Raw genomic sequence first — 16,751 nt, 5'->3', positions numbered from 1 at the left:
GACATTGACGCGCCTAAACGGGCCTATTCTGGGCCTTGAATCTATGTGGCGGGACAGGATCGGAGCATTCGCCGCCGTCCGGGGATCTTGAATTCATGCTCGAGACAAAGCGGGTGTCGTCCTGGGGCGCGGTTGGACCGCGCCTGCGTTCCGGCTTGAGCCTTTTCGCCGCCCTCCTTCTCTCCGCCTGCAACCCCGCCGCGGGGCCCGGCATTCCTGGGGGGCGCGACCTCAAGCTGAGCGCGCCCAATGTGGGTGCGCCGCCTGGGCCGGCTTCGGCCGAGGTGACGGAGCAGATCGGCAACGGCCCCATCAAGATCGCCCTGATCGCGCCTCTGACCCAGGCGTCGGGGCCTTCCGTGGTCGGCGCTTCGCTGCGCAACGCCGCCCAGCTCGCCTATATGGACGCCGGCGCCAATGACGCCAGCATATTGGTGAAGGACGACCACTCCTCCCCGGCGGGCGCTGCCGCCGCGGCGCAGGCCGCCGTCGACGGCGGCGCCGAGATCATTCTCGGCCCGGTCTCCGCCGCCAATGTGAAAGAAGCAAGCCGCGTCGCCCGCGCCGCAGGCAAGCCGCTGATCGCTTTCACGACCGACAGCTCCGCAGCGGCGCGGGGTTCCTATCTCGTGTCTTTCCTGGTGGAAAGCTATGTCGAGCGCATCATCGCCTTCGCCGCCGACCGCGGCAAGAAGTCGGTCGCGGCGCTGATCCCCGATACCGATTACGGCACCATTGCGCTGGCCCAGTTCCAGCAGAGCGCCGCCAATCACGGGCTTCGGGTGCTCACGATCGAGCGGTTCAAACCCGGCGCCGCCGGCGAGGCCATCCGGCGCATCGCTTCGGTCGCCGATCAGATCGACACGCTGTTCATCTTCGAACAGGCCGACGCCATGGGCCCGATCGCCCGCGATCTCACCGCGGCCAATCTCGATTCGAACCGGGTGCAGATTCTCGGCACCGGTCTTTGGAACGACCCGAGCGTGTTCAAGCTTCCCGCCATGCAGGGCGCCTGGTTCTCGGCGCCGGAAAACGGCGGCTTCAACGCCTTCGCCTCGCGCTACCGCGCGAAATTCAACACCGAGCCCGTGCGCATCGCCTCCCAGGCCTATGACGCGGTCTCGCTCGCCCTTGCGCTCTCCCGGGTCCAGGGCTCGCAGCGCTTCGCCGAAAGCGTGCTCACCAATCCGGAAGGCTTCAAGGGCGCCGACGGCTTGTTCCGCTTCCGCGCCGACGGAACCAATGAGCGCGGCCTTTCGGTGCTGGAGATCAGCGGCGGACAGGCGAAGGTGCTCGCCCCCGCGCCCAAGACGCTGGCCGGGAACGGGTCGTAGCTCTGGCGGCTCGGCCGGCCCAAGGCATGGCAGGGGGCGCCGGGCGATGGCCGCCGCCGCCGACAAGGGCGGCGCCCGATGTCAGAACCGTTCGGCGCGAGGGATGTTTTGGATCGGCGCTCACCGCGCGTCGCCGCCGAGCTTGAACAGTTTTTGCGCGTTGGTGCGGCCGATCTTGCGGCGGTCGGCTTCGCTCATGTCGACCGAATCGAACCAGAGCGCGGCCTGATCGATGTTTTCGAAAGGCCAATCGGTCGAGAACAGGATGTGGTCCGACCCCAGTTCAGCCATCGCGCACATCAACGACGGCGTGTGGAAATTGCCCGAAGTCGTGAGGTAGAAATTCTCCTGAAAATAGTCGCGCAGGCCGCGCTTCGCCTTATGCTTGGGCGGCGCCTTGGCCCAGGCGTTGTGATTGTCGACGCGCCAGATGCTGTAAGGCAGACCTTCGCCGAGATGCCCCATCAGGATGGCGAGGTTCGGGTGCTCGTCGAACAGGCCCGATCCCATCAGGCGCAGGGCGTGCGTCGCGGTTTCGCTGCCGAAAGCCCAGGTAGGCCCCATCAGCCATTCCTGGCCTTCGTAAACGCCGGCGTTGCGGGGCGAGGGATTGCGCGGATGGAGGTAGAACGGGACGCCGAGCCGCTCCATCAGCGCCCAGAACGGCCGATATCTGGGCAGATCGTAGTAGAGAGCCTCCCGGTTCTCGCCGAGCTCGGTAAAGCCGTTCACGAGGGCGCCGCGAAAGCCCAAGGTCCCGATGCAGCGTTCCAGCTCCAGACAGGCGGCGTCGGGGTCCTGCATCGGCAGCGCCGCGAAGCCCTGAAACCTGTCCGGTCGTTTGGCGATCTCTTCGGCCAGATAATCGTTCAATCGCCGCGCCGTTTCTATCGCCGTCGGGGCGTCGGGAATTTCCTGAATTCCGGGCGAGGTCAGCGACAGGATCATCATTTCCATGCCGAACGCGTCCATCAGGCGCAGACGGCGGTCATGGATGTCGAGGATCCTGCTTTTCAGCTCCGGCCAACGATCCGCGGGCACGACGCCTTCGGAGTCGTGAAGAAAATCCGCGACGCCGAAATGCTCCTCGAGCCCGATCTTGCCGTCCATCAAAAGCCCCTCGGGTTGCGGCGCGTCCACGCTGTAGACGCCGCCGCTTCTTGCCCCAATCTGGCTTTATTTCCGTAATCGGTCACCGCGGCATTTCGCGCCCTGTATTACGCCGCGCCTTCCCCCGCCACCTTGCCGAAATCGGCGACGCCGAGCATCGCCTTGCGCAATTCATTGAGCAGGCGCAGCCGGTTGAGACGCAGATCCTTGTTCTCGGCGTTGACGGTCACATCGTCGAAGAAGGCGTCGACCGGAGCGCGCAGCTTTGCCAGCATGCGCATGGCGCCCTCGAAATCTTCCCGATTCAGCCTTTCGGCGGTTTCCTCGCGCGCCCGCGCAACCGCCGCGGCGAGCGTATGCTCTTGAGGCTCGATGCGCAGATTGGGGGCGTGGGGCGCGTCATAGGCGCCGGCGCCGTCCTTCTTCTCCTCGATCTTCAAAATATTCACCGCGCGGCGGAAGCCCGCGAGCAGGTTTCTGCCGTCGTCGGTGTCGAGGAATTTGGAGAGAGCGTCGACCTTGCTTGTGATCATGACGAGATCGTCCTGTTCGCGCTGCTCGCCTTCGCCGGCGAGCTGCGCGCCGAGAGCCGCGTCTATCAGATCGTATCTCGCCCCCCGATCGCGCAAGTAGACCTTTAGGCGGTCGATGAAGAAAGAGAGGAGGTCGGGCGAGCGGTTATCCAGCGTTGGCCCGGTTTGCTTCCCTGCCTTTGCTATCGCGCTGTCTGCGAGCAGGAAAGCCCCGTCGAATTGCGGCAGAAGCCGCAATTGCAGCCTGTTCTCCAAAATCAACCGGATCACGCCCAGCGCCGCGCGGCGCAGCGCATAGGGGTCCTTGCTGCCGGTCGGCTTCTCGTCAATGGCCCAGAAGCCGACCAGTGTGTCGATCTTGTCGGCCAGCGCCACGGCGACCGAGACCGGATCGCTGGGAACCCGGTCGCTCGGCCCCACCGGCTTCCAATGTTCCTCGCAGGCGGCGGCGACGGAAGCGTCCTCGCCCTGGGCGCTGGCGTAATAGCGGCCCATCAGGCCTTGCAGCTCAGGGAATTCTCCGACCATTTCGGTCACGAGATCGGCCTTGGCGAGCTTCGCCGCGCGCGCCGCCTTTTCCGGGTCGGCTCCGACCAGAGGCGCGAGCTCCCGCGCCAGCGCTTCGACGCGATTTACCCTTTCGCTCTGAGTGCCGAGCTTCTCGTGGAACACGATTTTCTCGAGCTTGGGCAGCAGGTTTTCGAGCCGCGTCTTGAGGTCGGTCTCATAGAAGAATTTCGCGTCCGAGAGCCGCGCCGCGATCACGCGCTGATTGCCGGCGACGATGGTCTCGCCATGGTCGCTGGCCTCGATATTGGAGACCAGGATGAAGCGGTTGGCCAGCGTCCCGTCATGGCGCTTCAGCACGAAACACTTCTGGTTGACGCGGATGGTGGCGCGGATCACCTCGGGCGGAATCGACAGAAAGGCCTCGTCGAACGAGCCCATCAGCGCGACCGGCCATTCCACCAGCCCCGCCACTTCTTCCAGCAGAGCGGCGTCCTCGATCAGCTCCAGCCCCTGGGCGGTGGCGAGATTCCGCGCGTCATGCAGGATGATGTCGCGGCGGCGGGCGGCGTCGAGCACGACCTTCGCGCGCTCCAGCGCCGGCACATAATCGTCGAAGCGCCGGACCTCGATGGCTTGCGGGGCCATGAACCGATGGCCGAAGGTCTTGTTGCCGGATTCGATCCCGTCGACCGAAAAGCGCACGATCTCCGGGGTCTCGGTCTCCGGCCCGAAGGTCGCGAGGATGGAATGCAGCGGCCGCACCCAGCGCAGCGCGTCGGGGCGGGTCGAGCTTTCGCCCCAGCGCATGGATTTTGGCCAGGGGAAGCTGCGGATGGTTTCGGGGATGATCTCGCCGAGCAGATCTATGGTGTCGGCGCCGGGGCGTTCGATCACCGCGACATAGAATTCGCCCTTCTTGGGGTCTTTCTGGATCGTCGCTTCTTCCAGCGTCGCAAGACCGGCGCTTTTCAAAAAGCCCTGGATCGCGGCGTCGGGCGCGCCGACGCGCGGGCCTTTGCGCTCCTCGCGCAGGTCGGGCTGGCGCGGCGGCAGGCCGGCGATATGAAGCGCGAGACGGCGCGGCGTGGCGAAGCTCGCGGCGCCTTCATAGACCAGCCCTCGCTCCACCAGGGCGTTGGTGACGAGCCTGCGCAGGTCTTCCGCAGCCTGGCCTTGCATCCTGGCGGGAATCTCTTCGGAAAAAAGTTCAAGCAGAAGGTCGGGCATGGGCTCGCTTATTTCTTCGAAGGCGCTTCACCCTCCCCCCTCAAAGAGGAGTGTGGGGGCGCAGCATCCCCCGGGCGCCGGGCCAAACCCTCCCCCTCGAGGGGAGGGTCGGACTGCGAAGCAGTCCGGGGTGGGGTGAAACGATCTCCGCTCTGGAGACGCGCTTTCCTTAAGTAAACATCACGCCACCCCGCACCCTGCGGGTGCGACCCTCCCCCTTAAAGGGGAGGGTGGGGCGGCGTCTCGCGACTTACAAATTCTTGTGCGAACCGTCGCATAGCGGTTCCTTTTGCGTGGCCTTGCAGCCGCAAAAAAACGCCTTGCCGGTGGCCTCGGCTTTATAGGCGACGGGTTCGATGCCGGTTCCCTGATGCGCGCCGTCGCAGAAAGGCTGGGCGGCGCTGCGGCCGCAGGCGCACCAATAATAGGTCTTGCCCGCTTCGACTTCGACCGGCATGGCTTTCTTCATATAGACGACGCGTTCGGTCATAGGATTTTTAGTTCCCTTTAGGGTTAGACGCTCGCCGGGCCCAAAAGATAGCGTTCGACGTCGAGCGCGGCCATGCAGCCGAGGCCGGCCGCGGTCACTGCCTGGCGATAGGTCTCGTCGGCGACGTCTCCCGCCGCAAAAACCCCGGGGATATTGGTGCGGGTCGTTCCCGGCTCCACCGCGATATAACCCGAGGGCTTGAGGGTGAGCTGGCCCTTGAAGAGTTCCGACGCCGGACTGTGGCCGATGGCGACGAACACCCCGTCGACCGGAAGAGTCCTGGTCTCTCCGTTCTTTGCGTTCTTGGCCCGCACATGGGTGACCGAAAGCGGGTTTTCCTCGCCCAGAATCTCGTCGATCACATGGTCGAACAGGAAGTCCACATTGGGGCGCTGGCGCAGCCGCTCCTGCAGCACGCGCTCGCTGCGCAGCTCTTCGCGCCGGTGGACCAGGGTGACATGGGAGGCGATATTGGAGAGATAAATCGCCTCCTCGACGGCGGTGTTGCCGCCGCCGACGACGATCACCTTTTTGCCGCGAAAGAAAAAGCCGTCGCAGGTGGCGCAGGCGGAAACGCCGAAGCCCTTGAATTTCTCTTCGCTCGGGAGGCCGAGCCATCTCGCCTTTGCGCCGGTGGCGACGATGAGCGCGTCGCAGCTGTAGAGCTGTCCCGAGTCGCCGAGGAGCTCGAAGGGGCGTTTGCCGAGCCGCGCCTCGACGATATGGTCGGAGACGAGCGTCGCCCCCACATGCCCCGCCTGCATCCGCATCTGATCCATCAGCCAGGGGCCCTGGATCGGCTCGGCGAAGCCGGGGTAGTTTTCGACCTCGGTGGTGATCATGAGCTGGCCGCCCTGCTCGAAGCCGGCGATCAGCGCCGGCTCCAGCATGGCGCGGGCGGCGTAGATCGCCGCCGTATAGCCGGCGGGGCCCGAGCCCAGCACGATGACGCGGGAGTGCTTTGCGGCGGCAGACGGCATGGGACGGGAACTTCCGGTTGGAGAACGGGCCGGGCCTATCGGATGTCCGGTCGGGATAGCCGCAATCTAATCATTATGTCCGGCGTCGCAATCGTCATCTTCGCCATCTTCAACGTCTTCTTCGTCTTCGTCGTCCCGCATCGGCGGCAATGGCGGGGTCAGGCCGCGGAAGATCTCATAGGCCTTCAGTATCGAGGCGGCGATCGAATCGGTGGAATTGACGGGCTCATGGCGCCAGCTTTCGACCACGCCCCGCCATGGCCGCACCGCGCCGAGCCGCTCCAGTCTCGCGAGGTAATCGGCGATCTTCCGATGGCCGCCGATGGGGGCGAAGATATAAACCGGCGCGCCGGTCGCCGCCGCTTCGCCCACCATATTGACGCTGTCCGCGGTGACGACGACGACGTCGGCGCTGGCCAGCATGGAGAGATAGGGGTTTTCGCCCTCGCCGTCCCACAGCCAGCCGCCGCCCTCGCGCAAGGCGGCCTCCGCCGCCTCCGCCACGAAACGGGGCGTGCGCCGCGAGGCTGTCGCCATCACGCTGTAGCCTTGGGCGAAGAGGGCGCGCACGATGTCGGCGAGCGCCATGGCGTCGGGCGGCCTGAAGCGGAAATGCCGGTTGTCTCCCCCGATCAACAGGGCCGCCCGCGGCTTTTGCAGGGAGGCGACGCGGGGGTCGGGAGTGCGGCGGGCGCTCGCGAGCCGCTCCGCGGAGATGCGGTTCGGCGGCGTGAGCGGCGTCGCGACATTGCGGCCGAACAGCCCGTCGTGCATCGGCGCAATGATGAGATCCGCGGCGGTCCGGCCGTTGGCCGGCGCGTTGAAATAGACCGTAAAGACGCGGCGGCCGGATTCGCGCTTGAGCCTGCGCAGATAGGGCAGGGTTCTCCGCCCGGAGGCGAAGGCCATGTCGGGCCAGGGCGGCCCCACCGGGCTGCCGGGAAAGCGAGGCGATTCGCGGGGGTCGATCGGTCCGAAAGGCGCGAGCGCCGCGAATGGAAGCCGCGGGTTTACGCGCCGAATCTCGGGGACCAGCCCCAGCGCCTCGGCGACGCCCAGGGTCTGGGCCTCATGTCCGGCGAGGCCGTCGGAGAGGATGCGCAGCTTGATCGAAAGGGGCTGGACGGCAACAAGGGCGCCGCCGCCCGATCCCGGGCCGCTCAAACGAAGGCGACCGTCAGGACTTCATAGCTCTTGCCGCCGCCCGGCGTCTTGACCTCGACCGTGTCGCCGGCCTTCTTGCCGATCAGCGCCCGGGCGATCGGCGAGGTGATGGAGACGCGTCCGGTCTTCACGTCGGCTTCGGCCTCGCCGACGATCTGATAGCGCTTTTCCTCTTCGGTATCCTCGTCGAGCACGGTCACGGTCGCCCCGAATTTAATCGTGGAGCCGGAGAGCTTGGTCACGTCGATGACTTCGGCGCGGGACAGCTTGTCCTCGAGCTCGGCGATGCGCCCCTCGTTGAGGGATTGGGATTCCTTGGCCGCGTGATATTCGGCGTTTTCGGAAAGATCTCCATGCGCGCGGGCTTCCGCGATCTGCTGGATGATGCGCGGGCGCTCGATCTGCTGGCGGCGGCGCAATTCCTCCTCCAGGGCGGCGTGGCCGCCGACGGTCATGGGCACCTTTTCCACCATAGTTCCTGCTCTCTCATTCTGTCGTTCCCGGCCTTCGCTCCGGGAAAAAGGCTTTTACGGCTCCGCCCGGCGACGCTCCGGGGGAGGGCGAATCACTCATTGCTGGAACTCGAGCCTCAAGGCTCATACGCGGTTTTACCGCGCCGCCTCGGAAAGCCGGCCCCGACTCTGCGGGGAAGTCCGGCTTTCCCGCTGCTGCGGTCAAAAAGCGCCGTCAGGCTTTCCGCCTTCGAATCAGGCGAAATAGTCCTGAAGGGCGCGCACCTCGAGATCTCCCGACATATAGGCCCTGATTCCCTGAGTCGCGGCGATCGCCCCGGCCAGGGTCGTGTAGTAGGGAACCTTATGCAAGAGGGCCGCCTGACGCAAGGAGCGCGAGTCCGCCAGCGCCTGGGCCCCCTCGGTGGTATTGAAAACCAGCTGAATCGAGCCGTTCTTGATCGCGTCGACGATATGGGGGCGCCCCTCCGACACCTTGTTGATTTTTTGGGCGGGAATGCCGCGCTCGTTCAGGAAGCGCGCCGTGCCTCCGGTCGCCTGGACCTGAAACCCTAGCGTCCTGAGGATCTCGATCGGCGCCACCACCCGCTCCTTGTCGGCGTCGCGGACCGAAACGAAGACCGTTCCCCCCTTGGGCGCGCGGGCGCCCGAGCCGAGCTGGCTCTTGGCGAAAGCCGCGTCGAAAGAACGATCGAGGCCGATGACCTCGCCGGTCGAGCGCATTTCCGGACCGAGGACGGTGTCGACGCCCGGGAAGCGCGCGAAGGGAAAAACCGACTCCTTGACGCCGATATGGCCGAAATTGCGGGCCGGACGGGGGAATTTCGACAAGGGCTCCCCAGCCATGACCCGCGCGGCGATTTTCGCGATGGGATCGCCGACCACCTTGGCGACGAAAGGCACGGTGCGCGAGGCGCGGGGATTCACCTCCAGCACGTAGATTTCCCCGTCCTTGAGCGCAAACTGCACATTCATGAGGCCCACGACGCCGAGCGCTCGCGCGAGGCTCCTGGTCTGCTGCTCCAGCGCCTCGATGGTGGCGGGAGACAGCGAGCGCGGCGGCAGCGAGCAGGCCGAATCGCCCGAGTGAATGCCCGCCTCCTCGATATGCTCCATCACCCCCGCAATGACGGCCTCTTCTCCGTCGGACAGGCAGTCGACGTCGACCTCGATGGCGTCGGTCAGGTAACGGTCGAAGAGGAGCGGGTTCTTGCCGAGGACCGTGTTGATCTGACCGGTCTTGTCGTTGGGGTAGCGCGCCTTGACCTCGGCCGGGACGAGGCTCGGCAGCACGCCGAGCAGGTAGTCGTCGAGCGCATTGGCGTCGCGGATGATCGCCATGGCCCTGCCGCCGAGCACATAGGAGGGCCGCACCACCAGCGGCAGGCCCAGCTCCGCCGCGACGATGCGGGACTGCTCGACCGAATAGGCGATCCCGTTCTTGGGCTGCTTCAGCCTGAGCTTGTCGAGCAGGCGCTTGAAGCGGTCGCGATCCTCGGCGAGGTCGATCGAATCGACCGGCGTGCCGAGAATGGGCACGCCCGCTTGCGCCAGCCCGTGGGCGAGCTTCAGCGGGGTCTGGCCGCCATATTGGACGATGACGCCGACGAGCTTGCCCCGCGACCTTTCGACGTCCAGAATCTCGGCGACGTCCTCCGCCGTCAGGGGCTCGAAATAAAGCCGGTCGGAGGTGTCGTAGTCGGTCGAGACCGTCTCCGGGTTGCAGTTGATCATGATCGTCTCGTAGCCGGCGTCGGCCAGAGCGAAACAGGCGTGGCAGCAGCAGTAGTCGAATTCGATGCCCTGGCCGATGCGGTTGGGCCCGCCGCCGAGAATGACGATTTTCTCGCGTTCCGAAGGCTGAGCTTCGCTCGCCGGGGCTCCCGCGAAAGGCGCTTCGTAGGTCGAATACATATAGGCCGTGGGCGAAGCGAATTCGGCCGCGCAGGTGTCGATGCGCTTGAACACCGGGCGCACCGCGAGCCGGCGCCGGGCGTCGCGCACTTCTTCTTCGTCGCATTTCGCCAGAGTGGCGAGGCGGGCGTCGGAGAAGCCGGCGAATTTCAGCGAGCGCAGGTTTTCGGCGTCTTGCGGCAGGCCATAGACGCGGATCTTGTTCTCGAGCGCGACGATCTCGGCGATCCGCGCGATGAACCAGGGGTCGATCTTGCAGGCTTCGTGGATTTCCTCCTGGCTCATGCCGAGCCGCAGGGCCTGGCCGACGACGAGAAGGCGGTCGGGGGTGGGGGTGCCGAGGGCGGCCCGCAGGACGTTCATGTCGTCGCCCTGGCCGCAGCCCTCGATCTCGATTTCGTCGAGGCCGGAAAGTCCGGTCTCCAGCGAGCGCAGCGCCTTTTGCAGCGACTCGGCGAAATTGCGCCCGATCGCCATGGCTTCGCCCACGGATTTCATCGCAGTGGTCAGGATGGGCTCGGCGCCGGGGAATTTTTCAAAGGCGAAGCGCGGAACCTTGGTGACGACATAATCGATCGTCGGCTCGAAGGAGGCGGGCGTCGCCCCGCCGGTGATGTCGTTGGCGATCTCGTCGAGCGTGTAGCCCACCGCGAGCTTGGCAGCCACTTTGGCGATCGGGAAGCCGGTCGCTTTGGACGCGAGTGCCGAGGAGCGCGAAACGCGCGGGTTCATCTCGATGACGATCATGCGGCCGGTGGCCGGATCGACCGCGAACTGGACGTTGGAGCCGCCGGTCTCGACCCCGATCTCGCGCAGCACCGCCAGCGAGGCGTCGCGCATGATCTGATATTCCTTGTCGGTCAGGGTCAGCGCGGGCGCCACGGTGATGCTGTCGCCGGTGTGGACGCCCATCGGGTCGATATTCTCGATCGAGCAGACGATGATGCAGTTGTCCGCTTTGTCGCGGACCACCTCCATCTCATATTCCTTCCAGCCGAGCACGCTCTCTTCGATAAGCACTTCATTGGTCGGCGAAGCGTCGATGCCGCCCTTCACGATGTCGATGAACTCGGCCTCGTTATAGGCGATGCCGCCGCCGGTGCCACCGAGCGTAAACGAGGGCCGGATGATGGCGGGAAGGCCGATGTCCTCCAGCGCGGCGAGCGCGGCCGTGAGCGTCTTCACATGATGGGAACGGGGCGTATCGAGGCCGATCTTGGTCATCGCCTCGCGGAACAGTTCGCGGTCCTCGGCCTTGTCGATGGCGTGGGCCGAGGCGCCGATCATTTCGACCTCGAACTGCTTCAGCACGCCCATTTTTTCGAGCGAGAGCGCGCAGTTGAGCGCGGTCTGGCCGCCCATGGTGGGCAGAAGGGCAAAGCCGCCCGGCGCCCGGTAACGCTCTTTTTCGATGATCTTGGCGACGATCTCGGGCGTGATCGGCTCGACATAGGTGCGGTCGGCCATCTCCGGGTCGGTCATGATCGTCGCCGGATTCGAATTCACGAGGACGATCCGATAGCCCTCTTCGCGCAGCGCCTTGCAGGCCTGGGTGCCGGAATAGTCGAATTCGCAGGCCTGTCCGATGACGATGGGCCCAGCTCCGATGATCATGATGGTGGAGATGTCGGTTCTTTTGGGCATTGGCGTCCTTTGGGACGCCCGTCCGATAAGGGACGGGCAGGATTTCCGTTTCGCGGCCTCGCCGGAGGCGGCGCGCATAAAAAAAGGCCGCGTCGCCGGGCCTTTTGGACCGGAACGCGTCCCAATATGCCCGTGCGCGGGCGCGAGCGGGCGCGCCCGGCTCGAAAGTTGCGCTTTACCTAGACGAGATTGACGCTTGTGTGAAGGGGCGCGCCCGACGCCGCGTCAATATGATTGGGTTTTAGACAGGCCGGGGAGACGTTATGCTGGGTCGGCAGGGCCTGCGCCGTGCGCGCGCCTGCGAATTTGTGCGAATGCGATCGAGCGGCTCGTTTCGAGGGGTAGGCCAGTTGAAGACCTCAGCCTTGCTGATAATCGTCCTTGCGATGACCCCGGGAGCCGCAAGCGCTCTCGATAGTCTCGAGCTCCAGAATGTCATCGCCCAATGCGCCGCCTGCCACGGGGCGGAGGGGATAGCCAAAGACGTCGAGATCCCCAATCTCGCCGGCCAGCACGACCGCTATCTCGCCGAGCAGCTGCGGAATTTCCGCTCGGGCAAGCGGCCCCACAAGGAAATGCGCTATATGAGCCGCCATATCACCGACGAGGAAATCGAAGCCCTCGCGCAATATTACGCGAACATTCCGCATTAGGGGGTGGCTTGGACGACCAGCAAATTCATTGCTTTCCGAACGCATATACGGCGCTATTCATATCTCGCGGGGTCGAAATGAGCTTCAATATCTTCTTGATAAATTTTCATAACGGAGAGCCGTTCCCGTTTCCATTCTCTCTGTTCCAGAAAAGCTTCGGTTCTTACTGCAGCGATCAGACTGGAGATTGCTGGAGGCTCGATTATCCGGACGGCGGCTGGTGCGACATCGACGGCGAGCCTATGGACGGCTTCGGGGTCTCGTGACCGCCGCTCCATCCGGAATTTTGGCAGGGCCTTTTCGATCTGATGAAGGCGACGTCCAGTTACCTCTATTGGCCGGGCGACGGCGCCGTCATCGCCAACCCATCGGCTCGGGAGCATGTGCCGGAGAGATAATCGAATGCCTCGGCGAAGCGATTCTTGTCGAAAGGCCCGAGCAAATCCTCCAAGAGATCAGGAAAAGTTGACCTCTTGGGCGTTTGAGAACGCTCAGATGTTCATGGGCTGAGGGAGACACAGAAGCCCGCACGCGGGAAGGGGTCGCCAATTCCCTCTCCCCGCGCGCGGAAGCCCACAAGCTGGGAGTTGAATTTAAACCCTTAGCGATGCGAAATCGCGAGAGAAAAACGAGCCGAGAGCGCGATCCCTCATGACCCTTCCCCGTCAGCTTTCGACCTATGCGCTTGTCGGCGTCGCCGCCTCCCTCGCGCATTATTCCGTTCTCATCGCTCTGGTGGAGGGGGCCGTCCTGACCCCGGTGCCGGCGACCCTCGCGGGTTATATCGTCGGCGGGGTGACCTCCTATATGCTCAATCGCCGCCACACCTTCGACAGCGACCGCCCCCATGAGGAAGCGGGCTGGCGCTTCGCGCTGGTCGCTTCGCTGGGGTTCGGCCTGACCTTTTTGCTGATGAGCCTCTTCGTCGATCGCTTCGGTGCGCCCTATCTGCCCGCGCAACTCGTCACGACGGTCATGGTCATGTTCGTGACCTTCGGCATCAACCGGGCCTGGACCTTCGGCTGAAGGCGCAGGCGGGCGCTTGAACCCGAAGTTACGGCCATCTCACCAGCGGCGGCATGGAGGAGAGAATCGAATCCACATTGCCGCCGGTGCGCAGCCCGAAGATCGTGCCGCGGTCATAGAGCAGATTGAACTCCACATAGCGCCCGCGCCGAATGAGCTGTTCCTCCCGGTCGGTCCCGGTCCAGGGAGTGGCGTAATTTTTCCTCACCAGCGCTGGGTAGATGTCGAGAAAGGCTTCGCCCACATCCCGGGTGAAGGCGAAATCCTTGTCCCAGGCCGAGTTCTCCGGGTCGCCCGCGCTGTTGAGATAATCATAGAAAACGCCGCCGATTCCGCGTGGCTCGTTGCGGTGCTTGAGGAAGAAATAATCGTCGCACCATTTCTTCAGGCGGTCGTAATCGGCGATGTCCTCATGCGCCTCGCAGGGGCGTCGCATGGCGGCGTGAAAGGCGACGGCGTCGGGGTCTTCCTGATTGCGACGCCTGTCCAGCACGGGGGTGAGATCGGCCCCGCCGCCGAACCAGGCTTTCGTCGTCACGACGAAGCGGGTGTTCATATGGACGGCGGGAACATTCGGGTTCCAGGGATGGGCGATCAGCGAAATGCCGGTGGCGTAAAAGCGTGGGTCCTCGCTCGCCCCGGGGATCTGTGCGGCGAATTCCGGTGCGAAGCGTCCGAACACGGTCGAGACATGCACGCCGGCTTTTTCGAACACTCGGCCTTTGAGTATCCCCATGCGTCCACCGCCGCCGGGCTCGCCGCTGTGATCCGTCCGGCTCCAGGGCGAAGCCGCAAACCGCCCCGGCTCTTTCGCTTCAGGGAAAAACGGCCCCGGGGCTTCCTGCTCCAGGGCCTCGAAGGCGGCGAAGATGCGCTGCTGTAAGGATTCGAACCAGGTTCTGGCCAGGTCCTTGCGTTGCTCGAGCATTTTTCGCTTTCTCCATAAGCTGCCGGGCGTGTTTAGCGCCGCTCCGGGCGCCGCAGTCAAGCCTCGCTGCGCAACTGCCTGAGCGCCTCGCCGACGACCATGGCGGCGGCGACCGCGACGTTCAGCGAACGCATGGCGGGCTGCATGGGGACGGCGACCTGGAGATCGGCGCGGGCCACGACCTCTTGCGGAACGCCGGCCGACTCGCGCCCGACCATGAGAATGTCGCCGACTTGAAAGCGGCAATCCCAATAGGACGCCCTGGCCCTGGTGGTCAGGAGGACGAGGCGGCGAGGCGGCGATTGTGCAGCGCGCCACGCCTCGAAATCCGTAAATGAATTATGCCGCGCCAGCGAGACGTGATCGAGATAGTCCATGCCAGACCGGCGGAAGTGACGGTCCCCCGTCGGAAATCCGGCGGGCCCTATGATCGCGGCGTCGATCCCGAGACAGGCGCAAAGGCGCAGCATGGTTCCCGCGTTCTGGGGAATGTCGGGTTGATAGAGAGCGAGCGCCAGTTTTCTGTGCACTGCAGGAACGGATGTTTCCTCGGCCACCTTTTGTCTTACCTCCCTGCGGCGATTGGTCCCGCCCACCCGGCCGCGGAGCGCTTCGATCGCGCCCGCGAGGCGGTTTTGCTGCGATGCAGCGAGCCTGCTCCCTCGTCTTCGCCGCCGCGGGCGGGCCTGCGGGAGGAGGATGCGTCCAATTTTCCCTTGCGCGCCTTGTGGACAAGGTGGAATTTTGGCGCCACAACCCATGCCGCTGCCGGAAGAGCAATTGATCCGGCGGTCGCCTCGGCGCTGTTGTCGGCGCCGCGTCTAGGACGATACTATGGCGCAACGCGCGCAAATATCGCAAGAATCCGGAAAGGGTCCCGAGTGAGCGACGACACAATTGCCCAGCCGAACCGCCGCGACATTCTCTATATCGCTACGGGCGCTATGGCGACGGTCGCAGCAGCCGGCGCGGCTTGGCCTCTGTTGGACCAGATGAATCCCGACGCGTCGACCCTGGCGCTGGCCTCGACCGAAGTGGACCTGACCGCCATCGTTCCGGGGCAGATCATAACGGTCAAATGGCGCGGCAAGCCGGTCTTCGTCCGGCATCGCACCCCGGCGGAAATTTCCGAGGCGGAAAACACGCCGCTCGCGAGCCTCCCCGATCCGGAGGCGGACTCCAAGCGCGTCAAGAAACCCGAGTGGCTGGTCGTCATCGGGGTCTGCACCCATCTCGGCTGCATTCCTCTCGGCCATGAGGGCGAGTACGACGGGTGGTTCTGTCCCTGCCACGGCTCCACCTACGATACTTCGGGGCGCATCCGCAGCGGCCCCGCTCCCACCAATCTCGAGGTGCCGAACTACGTCTTCGTCAACGACACGAAGATCAAGATCGGCTAGCCGTCCCACCCGGTCCTCGCCCGCCTGCAACCCCCACCTGCGCCCGAGACGAGTTTGATGAGCGGACCTTCAAAGTTCACCCCCAAGAGCCCATTCGCGCGCTGGCTCGAGCGCCGGCTGCCCCTCCTCAGCTTCGTTTATGATTCTTTCGTCGCCTATCCGACGCCGAAAAATCTGAACTATCTTTGGACCTTCGGGGCGATCCTGTCGTTCATGCTGGTGGCGCAGATCCTCACCGGCGTGGTGCTGGCGATGCACTACACGCCGGAAACGACATTGGCCTTCGCCTCCATCGAGCACATCATGCGCGATGTGAACTGGGGCATGTTCCTGCGCTATGCGCACGCCAACGGCGCCTCGATGTTCTTCCTCGCGGTCTACATCCACATATTCCGCGGCATGTATTACGGCTCCTACAAGGAACCGCGGGAAGTGCTGTGGATCGCCGGCGTCGTGATCTTCCTGGTGATGATGGCGACGGGCTTCCTCGGCTATGTCTTGCCCTGGGGCCAGATGTCTTTCTGGGCGGCCACGGTCATCACCAATCTCTTCTCCGCGATCCCGGTGGTCGGCAATTCCATCACCGCCTGGCTCCTCGGCGGTTATTCGGTGGACAACGCCACGCTCAACCGTTTCTTCGCGCTCCATTACCTGCTGCCCTTCATTCTGGTCGCGGTGGTCGCGATTCACGTCTGGGCGCTGCATGTGACCGGGCAGAACAATCCAACGGGCGTCGAGGTCAAGGACATCGAAAAAGACACCGTTCCCTTCACGCCTTATGCGACCTTCAAGGACGCTTTCGGCATCGGCGCTTTTCTCGTCGTCTACGCATGGCTGACCTTCTTCGTCCCCAACTACACCGGCCATCCCGACAATTACATCGAGGCCAATCCGCTGGTGACGCCGGCCCATATTGTTCCGGAGTGGTATTTCCTGCCCTTCTATGCGGTGCTGCGCGCCATCCCCAACAAGCTGCTGGGCGTGATCGCGCTGTTCGCCGCGGTGCTGATCCCGGCGGCCTTGCCCTGGCTCGACACCTCCAAGGTGAGGTCGGCCCGCTACCGCCCGACCTTCCGCAAAGTGTATTGGGTGTTCGTCGCCGTCTGCCTCGGCCTCGGATATCTCGGCGCGCAGCCGGCCGAAGGCGTCTATCTCTGGTCGGCGCGAATCCTCTCGGCCTATTATTTCTTCCACTTCCTGGCGTTGCTGCCCTGGCTGGGGAAGCACGAGAAAACCAGGCCCGAGCCCGACTCCATCTCGGCTTCCGTCGCGGCGGCCAAGGCAGCGGTGGAGGACGCCGCCCATGTCTGAGCCGAACCGCATTTCACCGCAAAGCCCACGCAAGATCGAAAAGCGGAACCTGCC

The 16,751-nt window shown here is 64.5% G+C and carries 15 protein-coding genes; 6 read left to right on the top strand and 9 right to left on the bottom strand.

Annotated elements, in window-relative coordinates:
* Nucleotides 1-95: 95 nt before the first annotated feature.
* On the top strand, nucleotides 96-1,334 hold the full coding sequence (locus H2LOC_RS12565) for a penicillin-binding protein activator (RefSeq protein ID WP_136496695.1): 1,239 nt from the start codon (nucleotides 96-98) through the stop codon (nucleotides 1,332-1,334).
* 120 nt (nucleotides 1,335-1,454) lie between these two features.
* On the opposite strand, the gene H2LOC_RS12560 is transcribed toward H2LOC_RS12565, so the two are convergent.
* The 7 genes from H2LOC_RS12560 to carB all read right to left on the bottom strand — a co-directional run bounded on the left by H2LOC_RS12560 (nucleotide 1,455) and on the right by carB (nucleotide 11,379).
* Nucleotides 1,455-2,444: an amidohydrolase family protein gene (locus H2LOC_RS12560; RefSeq protein WP_136497105.1), complete on the bottom strand. Its 990-nt coding sequence runs from the start codon at nucleotides 2,442-2,444 to the stop codon at nucleotides 1,455-1,457.
* 107 nt (nucleotides 2,445-2,551) lie between these two features.
* Nucleotides 2,552-4,714: a glycine--tRNA ligase subunit beta gene (gene glyS, locus H2LOC_RS12555; RefSeq protein WP_136496694.1), complete on the bottom strand. Its 2,163-nt coding sequence runs from the start codon at nucleotides 4,712-4,714 to the stop codon at nucleotides 2,552-2,554.
* Nucleotides 4,715-4,964: 250 nt separating this feature from the next.
* Complete coding sequence (locus H2LOC_RS12550) at nucleotides 4,965-5,204, bottom strand: CDGSH iron-sulfur domain-containing protein (protein WP_136496693.1); 240 nt, start codon at nucleotides 5,202-5,204, stop codon at nucleotides 4,965-4,967.
* Nucleotides 5,205-5,227: 23 nt separating this feature from the next.
* Complete coding sequence (trxB, locus tag H2LOC_RS12545) at nucleotides 5,228-6,184, bottom strand: thioredoxin-disulfide reductase (RefSeq protein ID WP_136496692.1); 957 nt, start codon at nucleotides 6,182-6,184, stop codon at nucleotides 5,228-5,230.
* Nucleotides 6,185-6,250: 66 nt separating this feature from the next.
* Complete coding sequence (locus H2LOC_RS12540) at nucleotides 6,251-7,348, bottom strand: mitochondrial fission ELM1 family protein (protein WP_154331658.1); 1,098 nt, start codon at nucleotides 7,346-7,348, stop codon at nucleotides 6,251-6,253.
* Nucleotides 7,345-7,821 carry a transcription elongation factor GreA gene (greA, locus tag H2LOC_RS12535; RefSeq protein WP_136496691.1) on the bottom strand — a complete coding sequence of 159 codons (477 nt, stop codon included), beginning with the start codon at nucleotides 7,819-7,821 and terminating at the stop codon, nucleotides 7,345-7,347. The genes H2LOC_RS12540 and greA overlap by 4 nt, the downstream gene beginning before the upstream one ends.
* A 234-nt stretch (nucleotides 7,822-8,055) precedes the next feature.
* Nucleotides 8,056-11,379 carry a carbamoyl-phosphate synthase large subunit gene (gene carB, locus H2LOC_RS12530; protein WP_154331657.1) on the bottom strand — a complete coding sequence of 1,108 codons (3,324 nt, stop codon included), beginning with the start codon at nucleotides 11,377-11,379 and terminating at the stop codon, nucleotides 8,056-8,058.
* 350 nt (nucleotides 11,380-11,729) lie between these two features.
* On the opposite strand from carB, the gene H2LOC_RS12525 reads away from it, so the two are divergent.
* The 3 genes from H2LOC_RS12525 to H2LOC_RS12515 all read left to right on the top strand — a co-directional run bounded on the left by H2LOC_RS12525 (nucleotide 11,730) and on the right by H2LOC_RS12515 (nucleotide 13,058).
* Nucleotides 11,730-12,032, top strand: a complete 303-nt coding sequence (locus H2LOC_RS12525; RefSeq protein WP_246206823.1) for a c-type cytochrome — start codon at nucleotides 11,730-11,732, stop codon at nucleotides 12,030-12,032.
* A gap of 77 nt (nucleotides 12,033-12,109) precedes the next feature.
* On the top strand, nucleotides 12,110-12,298 hold the full coding sequence (locus H2LOC_RS12520) for a hypothetical protein (RefSeq protein WP_136496690.1): 189 nt from the start codon (nucleotides 12,110-12,112) through the stop codon (nucleotides 12,296-12,298).
* Between the two features lie 385 nt (nucleotides 12,299-12,683).
* Nucleotides 12,684-13,058: a GtrA family protein gene (locus H2LOC_RS12515; RefSeq protein ID WP_136496689.1), complete on the top strand. Its 375-nt coding sequence runs from the start codon at nucleotides 12,684-12,686 to the stop codon at nucleotides 13,056-13,058.
* Nucleotides 13,059-13,086: 28 nt separating this feature from the next.
* Here H2LOC_RS12515 and hemF read toward each other — a convergent pair whose 3' ends face one another.
* Together hemF and H2LOC_RS12505 are read right to left on the bottom strand one after the other, a co-directional pair.
* Nucleotides 13,087-13,986 (bottom strand): oxygen-dependent coproporphyrinogen oxidase, encoded by a 900-nt coding sequence (gene hemF, locus H2LOC_RS12510; protein WP_136496688.1) that lies wholly within the window; start codon nucleotides 13,984-13,986, stop codon nucleotides 13,087-13,089.
* A gap of 56 nt (nucleotides 13,987-14,042) precedes the next feature.
* Nucleotides 14,043-14,504 (bottom strand): tRNA (cytidine(34)-2'-O)-methyltransferase, encoded by a 462-nt coding sequence (locus H2LOC_RS12505; protein ID WP_154331750.1) that lies wholly within the window; start codon nucleotides 14,502-14,504, stop codon nucleotides 14,043-14,045.
* Nucleotides 14,505-14,867: 363 nt separating this feature from the next.
* On the opposite strand from H2LOC_RS12505, the gene petA reads away from it, so the two are divergent.
* Both petA and H2LOC_RS12495 read left to right on the top strand, forming a co-directional pair.
* Nucleotides 14,868-15,386 carry a ubiquinol-cytochrome c reductase iron-sulfur subunit gene (gene petA / locus H2LOC_RS12500; RefSeq protein ID WP_136496687.1) on the top strand — a complete coding sequence of 173 codons (519 nt, stop codon included), beginning with the start codon at nucleotides 14,868-14,870 and terminating at the stop codon, nucleotides 15,384-15,386.
* A 57-nt stretch (nucleotides 15,387-15,443) separates the two neighbouring features.
* Entirely contained in the window at nucleotides 15,444-16,697 is a 1,254-nt protein-coding gene (locus H2LOC_RS12495) for a cytochrome b (protein ID WP_136496686.1), read from the top strand.
* Nucleotides 16,698-16,751 lie beyond the last annotated feature (54 nt).

This window comes from Methylocystis heyeri (assembly GCF_004802635.2).
Classification (GTDB): Bacteria; Pseudomonadota; Alphaproteobacteria; order Rhizobiales; family Beijerinckiaceae; genus Methylocystis; species Methylocystis heyeri.
This window is presented reverse-complemented; position numbering and strand designations above follow the sequence as displayed.